The sequence below is a fragment of the Corallococcus sp. AB011P genome, assembly GCF_003611605.1.
Lineage (GTDB): Bacteria > Myxococcota > Myxococcia > Myxococcales > Myxococcaceae > Corallococcus > Corallococcus coralloides.
Genome location: NZ_RAVX01000004.1, coordinates 348273 through 362569 on the forward strand (window position 1 = coordinate 348273; position 14297 = coordinate 362569).

The 14297-nt window shown below is 68.7% G+C and carries 13 protein-coding genes and 1 pseudogene; 5 read left to right on the top strand and 9 right to left on the bottom strand.

Going from position 1 to position 14297, the window contains the following annotated elements; translation table 11 throughout:
* Positions 1-49 precede the first annotated feature (49 nt).
* Both dbpA and D7X30_RS14670 read right to left on the bottom strand, forming a co-directional pair.
* Positions 50-1435: an ATP-dependent RNA helicase DbpA gene (gene dbpA / locus D7X30_RS14665; protein WP_120563532.1), complete on the bottom strand. Its 1386-nt coding sequence runs from the start codon at positions 1433-1435 to the stop codon at positions 50-52.
* An 87-nt stretch (positions 1436-1522) separates the two neighbouring features.
* Positions 1523-2116, bottom strand: coding sequence for a TetR/AcrR family transcriptional regulator (locus tag D7X30_RS14670; protein WP_120563533.1), 594 nt, complete (start codon positions 2114-2116; stop codon positions 1523-1525).
* A gap of 92 nt (positions 2117-2208) precedes the next feature.
* Between D7X30_RS14670 and D7X30_RS14675 the strand changes: the two genes are divergently transcribed.
* A complete protein-coding gene (locus D7X30_RS14675) occupies positions 2209-2586 on the top strand; it encodes a DUF1304 domain-containing protein (protein WP_120563534.1) in 378 nt (125 codons plus the stop codon).
* Between the two features lie 12 nt (positions 2587-2598).
* Here the strand turns inward: D7X30_RS14675 and D7X30_RS14680 are convergent, their stop codons facing one another.
* The 3 genes from D7X30_RS14680 to D7X30_RS14690 all read right to left on the bottom strand — a co-directional run bounded on the left by D7X30_RS14680 (position 2599) and on the right by D7X30_RS14690 (position 5271).
* Positions 2599-3108 (bottom strand): formylmethanofuran dehydrogenase subunit E family protein, encoded by a 510-nt coding sequence (locus tag D7X30_RS14680; RefSeq protein ID WP_120563535.1) that lies wholly within the window; start codon positions 3106-3108, stop codon positions 2599-2601.
* Between the two features lie 269 nt (positions 3109-3377).
* Positions 3378-3761 carry a transposase gene (locus D7X30_RS41960; protein ID WP_158619268.1) on the bottom strand — a complete coding sequence of 128 codons (384 nt, stop codon included), beginning with the start codon at positions 3759-3761 and terminating at the stop codon, positions 3378-3380.
* Between the two features lie 181 nt (positions 3762-3942).
* Positions 3943-5271, bottom strand: a complete 1329-nt coding sequence (locus D7X30_RS14690) for a M12 family metallopeptidase (protein WP_199724311.1) — start codon at positions 5269-5271, stop codon at positions 3943-3945.
* A 602-nt stretch (positions 5272-5873) separates the two neighbouring features.
* Here D7X30_RS14690 and D7X30_RS42305 point away from each other — a divergent pair.
* Together D7X30_RS42305 and D7X30_RS42860 are read left to right on the top strand one after the other, a co-directional pair.
* A complete protein-coding gene (locus tag D7X30_RS42305) occupies positions 5874-8084 on the top strand; it encodes an FG-GAP-like repeat-containing protein (RefSeq protein ID WP_199724312.1) in 2211 nt (736 codons plus the stop codon).
* A gap of 415 nt (positions 8085-8499) precedes the next feature.
* Positions 8500-8652 (top strand): annotated as a pseudogene (locus D7X30_RS42860) (IS5/IS1182 family transposase); the annotation flags it as partial.
* A 32-nt stretch (positions 8653-8684) separates the two neighbouring features.
* Here the strand turns inward: D7X30_RS42860 and D7X30_RS14705 are convergent.
* From D7X30_RS14705 to D7X30_RS14715, 3 genes are read right to left on the bottom strand one after another with little or no spacing between them, the layout of a single operon-like run.
* Positions 8685-10313 (bottom strand): caspase family protein, encoded by a 1629-nt coding sequence (locus D7X30_RS14705; RefSeq protein WP_120563537.1) that lies wholly within the window; start codon positions 10311-10313, stop codon positions 8685-8687.
* Entirely contained in the window at positions 10310-11029 is a 720-nt protein-coding gene (locus D7X30_RS14710; RefSeq protein WP_120563538.1) for a hypothetical protein, read from the bottom strand. The genes D7X30_RS14705 and D7X30_RS14710 overlap by 4 nt, the downstream gene beginning before the upstream one ends.
* Positions 11022-11534, bottom strand: a complete 513-nt coding sequence (locus tag D7X30_RS14715) for a sigma-70 family RNA polymerase sigma factor (protein WP_120563539.1) — start codon at positions 11532-11534, stop codon at positions 11022-11024. The genes D7X30_RS14710 and D7X30_RS14715 overlap by 8 nt, the downstream gene beginning before the upstream one ends.
* A 146-nt stretch (positions 11535-11680) precedes the next feature.
* Here D7X30_RS14715 and D7X30_RS43610 point away from each other — a divergent pair, with 146 nt between their 5' ends.
* Together D7X30_RS43610 and D7X30_RS14725 are read left to right on the top strand one after the other, a co-directional pair.
* Positions 11681-12226 carry a hypothetical protein gene (locus D7X30_RS43610; protein WP_120563540.1) on the top strand — a complete coding sequence of 182 codons (546 nt, stop codon included), beginning with the start codon at positions 11681-11683 and terminating at the stop codon, positions 12224-12226.
* A 13-nt stretch (positions 12227-12239) separates the two neighbouring features.
* Positions 12240-13457: an MFS transporter gene (locus D7X30_RS14725; protein ID WP_120563541.1), complete on the top strand. Its 1218-nt coding sequence runs from the start codon at positions 12240-12242 to the stop codon at positions 13455-13457.
* Here the strand turns inward: D7X30_RS14725 and D7X30_RS14730 are convergent.
* The gene (locus D7X30_RS14730; protein ID WP_120563542.1) at positions 13438-14250 is read right to left on the bottom strand and encodes an SAM-dependent methyltransferase; all 813 of its coding nucleotides are present in this window, start codon (positions 14248-14250) and stop codon (positions 13438-13440) included. The two genes, D7X30_RS14725 and D7X30_RS14730, sit on opposite strands and share 20 nt — an antisense overlap.
* Positions 14251-14297 lie beyond the last annotated feature (47 nt).

Sequence of the window (14297 nt, forward strand, 5' to 3'; positions counted from 1 at the left end):
GGCTTGAACTACCAATCTACTACTAATTTCGAAGTAGATTAGTAGCTCCTCACCGCACGCGTTCAATGCGGTGCTTGCGGCCCTTGATGCGGCCTTCACTCAGCCGCTGGAACGCGACCTTCACCACGCGCTTGGAGACGGCGACGAAGGCGTGATGGTCGTGGATCTCAATCTTGCCCACGTCCTCCGCCTTGAGGCCGCCCGCCTCGCCCGTCAGCGCGCCCAGGATGTCTCCGGGCCGCATCTTGTCCTTGCGCCCCGCGGAGATGGACAGCGTCTCCCAGCCGGAGATGAGCGACACGCCCGGCACGTTCTCCGGCACCAGCGCGTCCACGTCGCCCTTCTCCAGCTTCACGCCCGTCGTACCTTCGATGTCGTCCACCTTGCGGCTGTCCGAGCGCGTCACCAGCGACAGCGCCAGCCCGCGACGGCCCGCGCGCCCCGTGCGGCCAATGCGATGCACGTACGCTTCCGGCTGCTGCGGCAGTTCGTAGTTCACCACCGCGTCCAGCGCCTCCACGTCGATGCCCCGGCCCGCCACGTCCGTCGCCACCAGCACGCGTGTGCTGTGATTGCGGAACTTCGCCATCACCCGATCCCGGTCGAACTGCTCCAGGTCGCCCTGCAACCCGTCCGCGCTCACGCCCGCCTGCACCAGCGCGCGCGTCAACTCCACCACCACCGCCTTGAAGTTGCAGAACACGATGGCGGAGGCCGGCTGGTGCTGCCGCAGGAGCCGCAGCAGCAGTGCCTGCTTCTCCTCCGGCGTGCACGCGTACCCCACCTGCTGGATGTCCGGCGCGGCCTCCTCCTGCGCCAGTGACACCCGCACGGGGTCCTTCTGGAACGCGCGGCTCAGCTTCTCGATGTCGTCCGGGAACGTCGCGGAGAAGAGCACCGTCTGCCGCTTCGCGGGCGTCGCGCCGAGCACCCGCTCCATGTCCTCCCGGAAGCCCATGTCCAGCATCCGGTCCGCTTCATCCAGCACCACCGTGGCCAGGTGCCGCGTGTCCAGCACCTCGCGGTCCAGCAGGTCAATGATGCGCCCGGGTGTCCCCACGCCGATGTGCACGCCCTTCTCCAGCGCCTCCACCTGCGGCCGGATGGGCTGCCCTCCCGCGAGCGCCAGCACCTGCACGCCCGGCATCCGCCTCGCCAGCCGGCGAATCTCTCCCGCCACCTGCGCGCACAGCTCGCGCGTGGGGCAGAGCACCAGCGCCTGGAGCCGCCGGTCCTGCGTGAGCTTCACCTTCTGCAGGATGGGCAGCGCGAACGCCGCCGTCTTCCCGCTGCCCGTGCGCGCCTGGCCCACCAGGTCCTTTCCCTGCAACAGCACCGGGATGCTCTGCGCCTGGATGGGGGTGGCGGTCTTGAACTCCAGTTCCTCCAGCACCTGGAGCAGCGGGGGCGACAGCGCGAGCGCGGAGAATTCCATCGGAGCCTCGGGGGACGGAGGCACGGGGCGCCTCGGGAGAACGCGCCCTTGTACCAGCCTTCCCACGCCGGACAAGCCCGGCGCCCCCTACCCCTCCCAGCCCGCCACCTCGCTCGCCGCCGCCTGGGCCAGCTTCGCCGCGGCCGCCGGGTCCACGCGCGCCGTGACGAGCACGCCAATGACCGCTCCCAGGAGCAGCTCCACCCGGCGCGCCACCGTCTTGCGAGGCAGCACGCCCGCCCGGGCCGCGCCCTCCAGGGCCCGCGTCAGGTGGCCTCGCAGCAGCGCCCGGTAGTCCTCCACCGCCTGCTTTGCCTCCGCGTCATGCGGACCCAGCTCCGTCGCCGTATTCACCAGCAGGCAGCCCCGCCGCGTCAGCGCTGGCGGCGCGGTGGCCATCGTCGCCGCGAGCGACTCGAAGTACTCCGTCACCTGCTCCAGGCCCGGCGCGTCCTTCGCGAAGACACCCAGCCGGGGCCCGATGACCTCCTGGAGGTACAGCGCGATGGCCCGCGCGAACAGCCCGCGCTTGCTGTCGAACGTCTGGTACAGGCTGGAGCGGTTCAGCCCCGTCGCGGCCTCCAGGTCCGACAGCGATGTCGCCTCGTAGCCGCGCGACCAGAACACCCCCAGCGCCGCCCGCACCGCCTCTGTCTCGTCGAACGCCCGCGTCCGCGCCACGTCACCCTCCTTGACAATTCTGAACTGACCGTTTCAATATGAATTCGGAACTGACTGGTTCAGAATATCCCAACCCCGGAGGGGGAGTCATCATGTCGCCACTGGCGCAGGTCTTCGCGGTCATCGCCGCGCTCATCCACGTGCTGTTCTTCGTGATGGAGAGCATCGTCTTCTCGCAGCCGAAGGTGTGGAAGCGCTTCGGGCTGAAGTCGCAGGCGGACGCGGATGTGGTGAAGCCGATGGCGCTCAACCAGGGCTTCTACAACCTGTTCCTCGCCGTGGGCGTGCTGGTGGGCGTGGTGCTGGTGCACAGGGGCGCGGTGGCGTCGGGCGTGGCAGCGGTGGTGTTCGGCTGCGGGTGCATGTTGATGGCGGCGCTGGTGCTGGTGAGCAGCAACCGGAAGTTCCTCACGGCCAGCATCGTCCAGGGCGCGCTGCCGGCGCTGGCCATCGCGCTCGTCGCCTCCTGAGCGGCGTTCCGCTCAGGGCGTGACGGTCTCGAAGACTTCGGCGTCTGGCAGGGTGAGGACGGCACGGCCCGCTTCGCCCAGCTTCTCGCGAGGGACGTCGCGGAAGCGCTGCACGAAGCTGGCGGACGGGCGCAGCGTGAGGGCCTGGCCTGTGTCGCGGTTGCGGAACGTGGTCGCGACGTCCTCCGGCGAGGGAGTGGCCACCAGCGACAGGTTGAGCTTGCCCAGGCTGGCGCCGGTGGCCGCCGCCGCTCCGTCCGCGACGCAGGTGTATTGGACCTTCGCGGGGCTGTGATGGATGACCTCCAGCTTGAAGCTGCCCCGGGGCAGACCCAGCTGTTGGAGCGCGTAATCGCCCATCCGATAGCCCGCGACCGCCCACGGCCCCGCGCCACCATGCACCAGTGCCACGCGCTCCAGAGCGCCAGGTTCAGCGGACGGGGTCGCGGTGGGCTTCGCACCCGCACAGCCCAGGGTGAGGCCCAGCGTGACGGACAGCAGGAAGTGGCGGCGCGGGGTCATGGGGGCTCCGGTGAAAGACAGGCGAGGCGTGTTCTACCTGGAAGCATCAGCCGCTGACGACTGAAGCAGAGGCCTGCTCCTCTCTGGAACGCCTCACGGCGACAGGTTCTCCGTCGAGCAGATGTGCCCGGGCTGGCTGGAAGAGCGACTGCAAATCCCAGGGGGAACATTGAGGTTCAGATGCGCTGGTGGTGCGGAGACATCTGGAAACCCGGCCCTGCGGCGCAAGGTGGGAACGAACCATCACATCGCCAAGGTGCTGAAGCAGCTCACCAGTCTTCACGCGCCTTGAGCAGGCGCCGGACCTCCGTGCGCAGCACCTCAGCGGGCAGCACATCCACCAGACGCTCGTAGAGCAGCTTCCGGGGCTTGCTCCGCAGTCCCCTGGCGGCCCCACGTGACTCCAGGAGCCGTAGCGCCTTGAAGATGGCTTCCCATCGTCCTGTCTTCGTCCAGCGATGGAACCGATTGTAGACCGTCTTCCAGTGACCGAACCGCTCGGGCAAGTCCCGCCACTGAAACCCGGGCTTCACGCGCCACACCACCGCGTTGATGAAGTCACGGTCCCCTCGCTTCGAGCGAGGACCAGTCCTGGAGCCCAGCAGGGGCTCGATGCGGCTCCACTCGGCATCGCTCTGTTCATGTCGGCGCACAGCCCGCGTTGATCCTGCCTGGCGCCAGGCAGCAACATCCCGAGCGGACGGAGTGAATGGGCAAAGGCGGGAGCGGCCCTCCTCTACGAGGACCTGGGCGTGGCCACGGCACTTCCCGCGACCACGCCCTCCCAGACGCGTGTCTGCTCTCGCCCGGAGTTCCTCGGCCCTACCCCGTCCCTCAGTAGAAGGTGATGGTGAACTGCTCCCATTGCCCCACGGCGGCGCCGGCGGCATACACCGCTCCGTCGCCACCGTTATCGGCATACAGGTAGCGGGGGTTGAGGAGATTGTTCGTCGACAGGGCCACGGTGTCTCCGGTACCGATGGTGAGCAGGCCCGTGCCGGCTATTTTCAAGATGCGGAAGGTTTCATAGTTGCCAGGCGCCGTGGGGGTGGCTGTCACCTCCGAGCCGCCACCGTTCACGGCCATGACATAGTTACCTGAGGCCGTCTGCAGGTGGATGAGGTCGCCGGTCTGCAGTTCGAACCCGTTGCGGTCCACCAGTTGGAACTTCTCCCAGGGGCCAACGCCGGCACGATTAGCATTCACCGCGCCGCCACCGCCGCCCTCGGCAACCACGTAGTGGCCGCGCAAGGCACGCAGGGAGATGGTTCTCGAGTAGAGACGCGCCACGGTTGCCGCGTCCGTGATGCTCAGCGAATCGCGCTGCCCGATAGCCTGCCCCCCCAGCGGCTCGATGGTGGGCAGCCCGTTCCGCGAGAACGCCGTCCTCGGGTAGTGCATGATGGAGCCGTAGTCATAGGCGAGGATGTCGTCACCGTCGGCGATCTGCTGGCTGAAGTTCTGCTCATAGCCCGGGATGATGTTCTCGGGCCGGACGAGCACGTAGTTATTGCGGTCCTCGCGCGACTGCTCGTGCCACAGCCCCAGAGCGTGTCCGATTTCATGAATGATGTTTCCAGTGCTGCAGGTGCCATCCAGCCACACCCCTTGCCTGCCACCAATCCGGCCCACGTTGGCAGCGCACCCAGTGCCCGTCTGGAAATTGACATAGTTCGGATACAGCGCCGCGTTAAGCACGGTGCGTTGCACAAAGCGCAGGTGCGTACGCTGTTGCCAGTGATTGATGGCGTCCATGATTCGCGCCTGGTTTGGCACAGCCGCGTCGATGGTGTAGGGCACCTCGGAGTTGGGCCAGCGGAAGTTTGCTCCGGTGATGGCCACGCCCTGGGCCTGGACCCCCGGGGCGTGGAGACCTCCCCGGGCCTTCACCTCGCGCACGCGCGCCTCCATCTCCTCCACCGTGCCGAGAACCATGTCTCCCTCAAGGATGGCCAGGCCATCCACCTCGGCGTACTTCACTGGCACCAGCTTCCCTCTCGCGACGTTCCAGGCGTAGCCCTCGCGAACCGGGGCGCCAGCCGGCACTCGGGCCATCTCCGGGTCCAGGGCGGGACGCGACTCCAATCCCTCACCGCAGGCGGTGAGCAGCAGGCTGGGGATGACCAGTGCAACCAGCGCGGACTTCAATGTGCTTCGAAGCATGGTGCCTCCTTTCCGGAAGGCATTCCGGGGAGCAGGAGACAACCACACCACTCTGGCATTTGTCGTTTGAAATTAAGGACCGTCATCAATTCGCGACACACCCCGGAGACTCCGCCGCATGGAGGAAATGCACTGCGTCTGGACTCATGAGCGCCAAGGCGCAAGGGCTCCACCAGGAAGCGGGGAGGCATTTCAGCGCCTTTGGGGCTCCGAGCATCCGGTTCGCCTCCGCGAACGGGCGGGGGGCGGGGGAAGTCCTCCTCGTTTGCCTATGCCGCGCCTGGATGACTGGCACTTCCTGTTGTGCTGGCGTCACCTCCACTCGAAGGTTTTACGCCTGGCCGCGCACCTGGGGCTCACCGGCACTGTTGGCGATGCGCTACCATTCCCATCTCTGCGCATCGATTCGCGGAGACGGACACAGACCTGACATGGACTTGGTGTCGATGGTCCTCCAGGGCTTGTTGGCAGGCAGCCCGAAAACGTTTGCCATCAAAGTTTTGCATGCCTGGCTGTAGTTAGCGCGAAATGGTGTCGTTCATTCCATGAGGAGGGGTGATCCATTCCGGGCTTCGTCCTGCTCCTCGATGGGGAGACACTCGATGCGAAGTCATTCTGGTGTGCTGTGGTCGTGGGGACTGGGCGTGACGCTGGCATTGTCGCTGGGGGCGTGTGCCGTGGAGTCCCTCGATGAGAAGGTAGGTCCTCCGGAGGACGGGGTGTCGCAAGAGGTGGACACGGCGTTGACGCGTGAGAGGCCGGAAGCTTCCTTGACGTGGGACCCGTATGCGGACGCGGTGGTGTCGAGCACCACGGCGGCGGTGCTCAACGCGAGCGCGGCGCTGGGCGCTCCGGACGGGCAGGCCGCGACCATGCTGAGCCTGCTCAACTCAGCGCTGGTCCTGGACCTGGGCCAGGGAGAGGAAGGCACCGGAGACCTGCGCGTCTACTACCAGGGACTCACGCTGGCACTCGTAGCCCAGGTGGATTTCCTGAAGGCGGATGGGACCTTCATCGGCTCCAGCACGTTGCACCTGAAGGAGCTGGGCCTGGGGACGCATATCGCGGTGGCGACGTACCCGGGGAACGTGCCCTATCGCTACGTGCGCATGAGGGGCGCGGTGCTCGCGCTCTATCTGGTGGACGCGGTGGAGACGTCGCTGCGGGCCATCTGTGGTGACGGAGTGCTGAGCGGATTCGAAGTCTGTGACGACGGCAATCAACTCTCGGGAGACGGCTGCAACAGCGTCTGCCAATTGGAGCCGGGCTACACCTGCACGGGAGAGCCGACAGTGTGTACCGACATCGACGAGTGCGCCGCCGGTACCGACAACTGCAACGAAAACGCCACCTGCACCAACATCGGGGGCTCCTTCACCTGTGCCTGCAATGCGGGGTACGAGGGCGACGGCGTGACCTGCACCAACATCGACGAGTGCGCCGCAAGCCCCTGCCTGAACGGTGGCACCTGCATCGACAGCGTGGGTAGCTACACCTGCAAGTGCGCGCCCACCTACGAGGGGACCCACTGCCAGTCTTGCTCCGGCACCCTCGCGGACTGCAACGGGAACTCGTCCGACGGCTGCGAGGTGAACCTCCAGAGCGACGCCGATAGTTGCGGCGCCTGCGGCATCGTGTGCTCGGCGGGTCAGATCTGCTCGAACGCCACCTGCCAGGTCGCCCCCACCGGCCAGGTCCCCGGCACGCCAGTCAGCTCCCCCGCGAACCACAACCCGCTGGCCCCGGCGGTCGCCGATGTGAATGGCGACGGCAAGCTCGACATCCTGGTGGCCAACGCCGAATCCGAGTCGACCCAGACTCCCTCTGGCTCGCTCTCCGTTTTCCTTGGGAATGGCGACGCCAGCGTCCAGTCGGAGGTCAACTACGGGAGCGCCTCGCTCTCCAGCAACGCGGTCGTGGCCGTGGACGTGGACGGCGACGGGTGGCTCGACGCCGTCACCGTCAACGGGCAGACCAACCTGCCCCTCATCAACGGAAACATCAGCGTCTACAAGAACCTGGGCTCGAGCGCGCCCGGGACCTTCGGCGCGCCGACGAGCTTCACCACTGGCACCCCGGGCTCCGTCCACCTCTGCACCGGGGACTTCGATAACAATGGGGTGGCTGACATCGCCACGACCAGCGTGACCCAGAACCAGGTGAGCGTGCTGTTCGGCAGCGGCGCGGGCAGCTTCGGCTCGCCCACGTTCATCGGCATCTCAAACACCGGCGGCGCGCAGTCAACCATCGCCTGCCGTGACCTGAACGGCGATGGGTTCTCCGACCTCGTGGTGACGAGCCCCGCCACCGCACGCCTGTCGGTCCTCATCAACCAGGGCGATGGCTCGTTCGCCGCTCCCGTCGCCTACAGCAACTCCGCAAACGGCCAGACGGCGGGCATCGCCTTCGGTGACGCCGACGGCGACGGCACGCTCGACATCCTCTCGAACGGCGCGGCCGGCCGGTTTCTCTTCTTCTTCAAGGGGAACGGCAACGGCACCTTCGCGAGCGGCGTTCAGTCCACCGCCGCGGCCACTACGGCCGCCAACTCGGCGCTGGGCGTCGTGGCCGATGACTTCAACGGCGATGGCAAGCTCGACGCCTATATCCTCGTTACCGCGGCATCGGGCGGCGTCCGCCCGATGACTGGCAACGGCAACGGAGGCTTCACCTCTGGCACCGTCGTCACGACCGGCGCCTCGCCTGGCCTCAACGCCATCGCCACCGCGGACATGGACGCGGACGGGTACGCCGATCTCATCCTGACCAACAGGGGCTCCGGCACCGTGACCGTGGTCCCCAACGGACTCTGAGTAGTTGTCCGCGATGCCGCGATGAGGCGGTGTGCCCTGATTCAAGCGCGGTCTCGGTAGGAGAATCGGTGCGCCGCGGGCTTCGCGCGCGGCGCACCGAAAGACGCGCAGGCGCCTGACCCGACCTCACCTCCACAGAGGCCGTATTCCACACGGGTTCAGGACCACGCGGCGTCCCCCTCGGCCTCTTGGTCGCTGGCGCCAACGCGAACGACTTCACGCTGGCGCGAGCCACGCTTGAGCCCATTCCGATCCGACGTTCTCTGCCGAATCGCAGCTGTCGGCAAACGACGTTCGTCGACCTGGGTTACACATTCAAGCCCGTGCGCGAACTGCCCGGGAGTCTGATTTTACACTCCGGGATCCCAGGCGATGCGGCCTGCGAAGACCCACGCAGTCGCAGCGGCGACGTCCTTCACTCCGCTGGGTCGTCCAGCAGACTCATTCCTGGCTCAACCGTTTCCGGCGCTTTCTGGTGCGCTGGGAGAAACGAGAGGGCGCCTACGTAGCGATGTGGCACTTTGCGCTGGGCATCCTCACCTGGTTCCACTTGCTCCAACCGAAATAAGCCCAAGGGCCCGGCCCGGCGAACGCGACAGGTCAGAGCGCATAGCCGACCATCAGTGACGCGGACGCCCTGGGCACCAGTGCCGTGCCGGAGTCCCGCTTCGCCATGACGCCTCCGGCGGACGCGCTCAGGAGCATCGACAGGCGGCTTCGCACGTCCAGCCGTACGCCCCCGGTGACGAGCGCCAGTGGCTCCAGCCCGAAGCGCGCATCTTCGTCCGGGATGCGCGACTGGAAGACGGCCAGTGCCCCGGCCTCCAGCGCGCCGCTGAACGTCCAGGCTCCGAGCTTCCAGTGCGGCCCCGCGCCCAGCCTCAGCTCCAGCTCCGTCTGCTGGAAGGACACCCTGCTGCCCGTCCCCCGCCGCACCGCGAGCCCCAGGCCTGATGTGTCCACGCCGGTGAACAGCCGCCCTTCGCGCACCAAGCGCACGTCCAGGCCCGCGAGCGACGACAGGCCCGACACGATGCCTGACGTCAGCGATGGCCCCACGGCGACCAACAGCTCCGAACCCGCTCCGCCCTTTCGCGCGAGCCTCATCCTCGCGGCCTGCTCCAGGGGCTCGCCTCCCACCGACACGGTCCCGTCGAGCGGCACCCGCACCGACCGCTCCAGGTATCCGTCCTCCGCGCGCAGCAGCAGCCGGTACGCACCGGGCGCCACGGCCAGTGTCGTGGGGCCCTCACCCTTCTCCAGCTCCGCCACCAGCGCGCCACTCTCCGACGCCATGACGAGCCAACGCCCCGGGGCCTTCACGTCGAGCGTCAGCCGGCCTCGCGCGCGCTGGGGCTCGGAGAGGATCAACTCTCCGCGCCCACGCAGGTCCATGCGGAACGTGGGACGCTGCATGCCTCCCGGGGAGACGAGCGTGGACTCCAGCGTCCTCGCGTAGGCGTAGCGGTACGCCTCCTCCAGCGTGACGCGCCCATCGCGCGAAGCATCGGCCGCTCCGCGCAACCCCACCGCCAGATGGTGCGTGAAGAAGGAGCCCTGCAACGCATCCGACTCCTGCGCGTACTCATCCGCGCCAGACGCGCTGATGACGACCCGGCCCTCCAGGTCCGCGGCCTCCATCGTGACCGGCACGGCCACGGGCTTCAGGCCCTTCAACCGCGTGGCGACACCGGAACGGCATGAGTCCAGGATGAGCAGCCCCACGCCCACTGGCGCGCCCTTGAGGAAGTCCACCAGCTCGCGCATCGGCAGCTCGGTGCCGCGCAGGTGCAGGCTTCCGTCGCCCGCGTGCGACGACACGTAGAGCAGGAGCCAATCCTTCGGAGAAGCCTCCACGGCCAGCCGCGCCCGGAAGCGCGCCAGGGCTTCGCGCAGCTTCGCGGCATCCGCGCCCAGCAGCGTCATCGTGCGCTCCGGCGACACGGTGCCCACTTCCTGGAGCACCTCGCGCATCCGCTGCGCGTCCGTCTCCGCGAAGCGCAGCCGCTCCTCGCTGGCCAGACCCTGGTTCTCTCCCACGATCAGCGCCCAGCGGCGCGGCGCCCCCTCCGCGGCGGCGACCGGAGCCGGTCCCAGCACCATGAGCAGCACCGCGAGCAACCGTCCCCCCAGGCACAGTGCCCAGCGGCGCCGCGCATCCTCCGCGCCCACTCGCGGCGGGTCCGGCACCGCGCCCACCCGCCAGCCCAGGCCCAGCGTGCGGCTCACGGCACGACCCTCAGCAGCGTGCGCGCCTGGGCCTTCCCGATGTCCTCCGGCGTCGCCACCTCCAGCGGTCCCTGCCCCTTCCCGCGCGCCTCCGCGACGCGCGACGTGAGCGCCTCGCGCGCCTGCTCCACGTCCAGCGGCGCATCCGAAAAGAACGCATGCAACGCCACCGACCCCGGCGTCACTTCCAACGCGGGAGACAACCGGACCTCCGCGCCCGGATCCACCGTGCCGCTCGCCTGACCTTCCCTCGGCCAGAGCGCATCCACCGCGCCCGCTTCATCCACCGCGAGCACCAGCACGTTCCGGTACGGCCCCGTGCCGACCGCCAGCGTCACCTGCTCACCGGACCTCGCGTCCTGCACCGGCGCGCCCTGCACGGACAAGAGCCGCAGCGCCACGGTCCCCTTCAGCCGCACGCCGTCCTCCGCGCCTCGCGGCACATAGACGACCAGCGCGAGCCCCACCACCAGCGCGGTCACCAGCGGCACGCCCCAACTCCACCAGGGCCTCGCGGACCGGGCGCGCTTCTCCTCCAGCCTCGCCAGCACCGCCCTCGCTCGGGGCTGTGCCAGGCTCGACGCGCGCGCCTGCCGCAGCCGCTCGGCGATCATCCCGCATGCCTGGCAGGCGGCCACGTGCCGCTCCGCGCGCCCCGAGGCATCCAGCCCCGACAGCCACTCGTCCAGCTCCAGCCGTGTCAGGTGCTCAGCCACGCTCCGCCTCCAACGCTTCCGGCAGCCGCCCCAGCTCCGCCGCCTTCTTCCGGATGGAGTCCAGGTCGCGGACGATGGTCTTTCGCGACACGTCCAGCATCCCGGCGATCTCCTCCTGGGTCAGCCCGTCGAAGAAGTGCAGCGTGGCCACTTCCAGCTCGCGCTCGCCCATCCGCCCCACGAGGTGGCGGATGAAGTCCGCGGCCTCCCACTGGCTGGGCGTGAGCGCCGCGGCCTCCGGGGCCTCCAGGAGCACCGGCTCCCGCAACTGGCGCGAGCGCAGCGCGTTGAAGCACAGGTTGGTGGTGACGCGGTACACGTACGTCATGGGGCGGGCCTCCCGTCGGAACCGCGCGCCAGCCGTCAACATGCGCTCGAAGACCTCCTGCACGATGTCCCAGGCGTCGGCATCGCGGCCCAGCAGCGCGAGCGCGCGACGGTGCACCACGGGCGCGAAGCGCTCGTAGAGCTCCCTGAGCTCCTCCGCACCGAGCCCGCTCGCCATCCGATGGGTCCGACCTTCCTTTTCGTCCTTGAGACACCCGGCCCCGGCGGCCTGGGACATCGCATCGCATCCGCGATGGGCTGTGGGATATTAGTCGCACCCCGGCGGCATGTCCCAGGCCGGCCGCACCGGGTGTCCCAACCGCCGTGAAACGACTCGTCCTCGCCACCCTCGTCGCGCTCCTGGGCGCCTGCTTCGACCCGCTCTACGAGGACCCGGACGAACTGGGCGAGGTGTCCTGGGCCGTCTGCTGCGTCCGCAACCAGGTGGACACCTGCCTCTGCGAGGACCCCAACGGCTGTGAGACCCGCTTCCAGGCGTGCTCGGCCGGCACCTGCACGCCGTCGCTCCGGGACAGCTGCGAGACCCTCCCCGGCAGCCAGGACGGCGGCTCGACCTTCGACGGAGGCGCCGGCGTCGACGCGGGAACCACCGACGCAGGCACCGGCATCGAAGACGGCGGCGTCAGCACCGACGCGGGCACCAGCACCGACGCGGGCACCAGCACCGACGCGGGCGTGGACGCCGGCACGGACGCGGGCCCCCCGCCGGTGACGAACTACGCGCCGTGCTGCGACCCGTCCACCCACCGGGTCACCACCTGCCGCTGCGAGGCCACGGGCTGCTCCAGCGCTTCCTTCACGCCCTGCGCGTCCGGCCGCTGCGCACTCAACGGGGAGTCATGCGGATAAGGTCTCCCGCGGGATGAAGGGCACCTTCCATTCGCTGCGCGGCTACAACTACCGGACGTGGGCGGCCGGGGCGCTCGTGTCCAACGTGGGCACGTGGATGCAGCGCACCGCCCAGGACTGGATCGTCCTCACCCAGCTCACCCACAACAACGCCACGGCCGTGGGCGTGGTCATGGCGCTCCAGTTCGCGCCGCCGCTGTTGTTCCTGCCCCTGACGGGCTTCGCGGCGGATCACTTCGACCGGCGCAAGCTCCTGTTCGCCACGCAGGCGGCCCTGGGCGCACTGGCGCTGGGCCTGGGGCTGCTCACGCTCTCCGGACACATCCGGCTGTGGCACGTGAACGTGTTCGCGTTCCTCCTGGGGTGCGTCACCGCGTTCGACGCCCCCGCGCGCCAGACGTTCGTGTCGGAGCTGGTGGGCGAGGAGGACCTCGCCAACGCCGTGGCGCTCAACTCCACCTCGTTCCACGCCGCGCGCATGCTCGGCCCCGCCATCGCGGGGGTGCTCATCTCCACCGTGGGCTCCGGGTGGATGTTCGTGCTCAACGCGGCCTCGTTCGGCGCCGTGCTCTGCTCACTGAGCCTGCTTCGCGTGCACGAACTGCACGTGAGGGACCGGGCGCCGCGCACGCGCGGAGGCCTGCTGGAGGGCTTCGTCTACGTCTGGAAGCGGCCCGACCTGGTGGCGGTGCTGACCATGTTCTTCCTCATCGGCACCTTCGGCCTCAACTTCCCCATCTTCATCTCCACCATGTCCGTGCGCGTCTTCGGCCAGGGCGCCAGCGGCTACGGGCTCCTCACGTCCATCATGGCCATCGGCTCGGTGACGGGCGCGCTGCTCTCCGCCCGGCGCGCGCAGCCGCGCATCGGCCTGCTGGTGACGGGGGCCGCGGTCTTCGGAGTAGGGCTCACGCTCGCGGCGCTGATGCCCGTCTATGCCCTCTTCGGCGTCACGCTCGTCATCATCGGCGTGTCCGCGCAGACCTTCACCACCACCGCGAACAGCCTGGTGCAGCTGTCCACCGAGCCGTCCATGCGCGGGCGCGTGCTCGCCATCCTCCTGGCCATCGCGCTGGGCGGTACGCCCCTGGGTGCCCCCATCGTCGGGTGGGTCGCGGACACGTTCGGTCCCCGCCAGGCATTGGGCGTGGGCGCCGCGGCGGGCTTCGTCGCGGCGCTCATCGGACTGCGCTACCGCGCGAAGACGGCGGCTACTTCTTCTCCAGGATGACCGCGTAGAACTCGATGCCCACGCCCTGCCGGTCCTCCTCGGTGATGGAGCCGTCCGGCAGCCCCAGGAACCGGCTCACGGTCTGCACGCCTCCAGGGCCCGGCGTCCACGGCTTGCAGAGCTCCAGGTACTCCGGCAGGGAGAACAGCTCGAAGCTCTCCCCCATCTTCTGGAACATGCCCACGAACTGCTCCCACTGGGGCGTCGTCTTCGCGGGGTCCTTCGTCTCGAACGTGGTGAAGAGCCGGGAGCCCGGCGCGGCCCAGTCGTAGAGGTCGCGGAAGAACTCCCGGTTCTCCTCCGCCTTGAGGAACACGGTGATGCCGTTGGCGCCCAGGACCACCTTGCGCTCGCCGCCCAGGAAGTCGCGCACGTCCGGGCGCTCCAGGAAGGACTTCGCCTGGCGGATGTCGCACTCCAGGTAGCGCACGCGCGGGTCGTTCCCCAACAGCACGCGCGCCTGCGCCATCGTCAGCGGATTGATGTCGGAATAGAGCACCTTCACGTCCGGCGGCAGCACGCCGTGCACGTGGTCATTGGTGGGCAGGCCGGACGCGAAGTCCACCCAGTGCGTGAAGCCCTCCGTGGACAGCCGCTTCGCCGCGCCCTGGAGGCACGCGCGCAGCATCCGCACCCACTTCCGCGTGGAGGGCAGCAGCGAGAACATGTACTCCGCCGCCTGCCGGTCCGCGTCGAAGTTGTGGGTGCCGCCCAGCGTGTAGTCGTAGATGCGTGCCGCGTCGGGAACCTGGGGATTCACGCCCGGCACGCGGGCCAGCTCGTTCACATCCATGGTCGTCGCTCCATCCGGTTCGGGCCCCCCACCCGCGTCGTGCGACT

What these genes read in the sequence shown, in the direction of transcription:
- dbpA (WP_120563532.1), bottom strand. Translation starts at nt 1,435, where the DNA reads ATGGAATTCTCCGCGCTCGCGCTGTCGCCCCCGCTGCTCCAGGTGCTG.
- D7X30_RS14675 (WP_120563534.1), top strand. Translation starts at nt 2,209, where the DNA reads ATGTCGCCACTGGCGCAGGTCTTCGCGGTCATCGCCGCGCTCATCCAC.
- D7X30_RS14680 (WP_120563535.1), bottom strand. Translation starts at nt 3,108, where the DNA reads ATGACCCCGCGCCGCCACTTCCTGCTGTCCGTCACGCTGGGCCTCACC.
- D7X30_RS14690 (WP_199724311.1), bottom strand. Translation starts at nt 5,271, where the DNA reads ATGCTTCGAAGCACATTGAAGTCCGCGCTGGTTGCACTGGTCATCCCC.
- D7X30_RS42305 (WP_199724312.1), top strand. Translation starts at nt 5,874, where the DNA reads ATGCGAAGTCATTCTGGTGTGCTGTGGTCGTGGGGACTGGGCGTGACG.
- D7X30_RS14715 (WP_120563539.1), bottom strand. Translation starts at nt 11,534, where the DNA reads ATGGCGAGCGGGCTCGGTGCGGAGGAGCTCAGGGAGCTCTACGAGCGC.
- D7X30_RS14725 (WP_120563541.1), top strand. Translation starts at nt 12,240, where the DNA reads ATGAAGGGCACCTTCCATTCGCTGCGCGGCTACAACTACCGGACGTGG.
- D7X30_RS14730 (WP_120563542.1), bottom strand. Translation starts at nt 14,250, where the DNA reads ATGGATGTGAACGAGCTGGCCCGCGTGCCGGGCGTGAATCCCCAGGTT.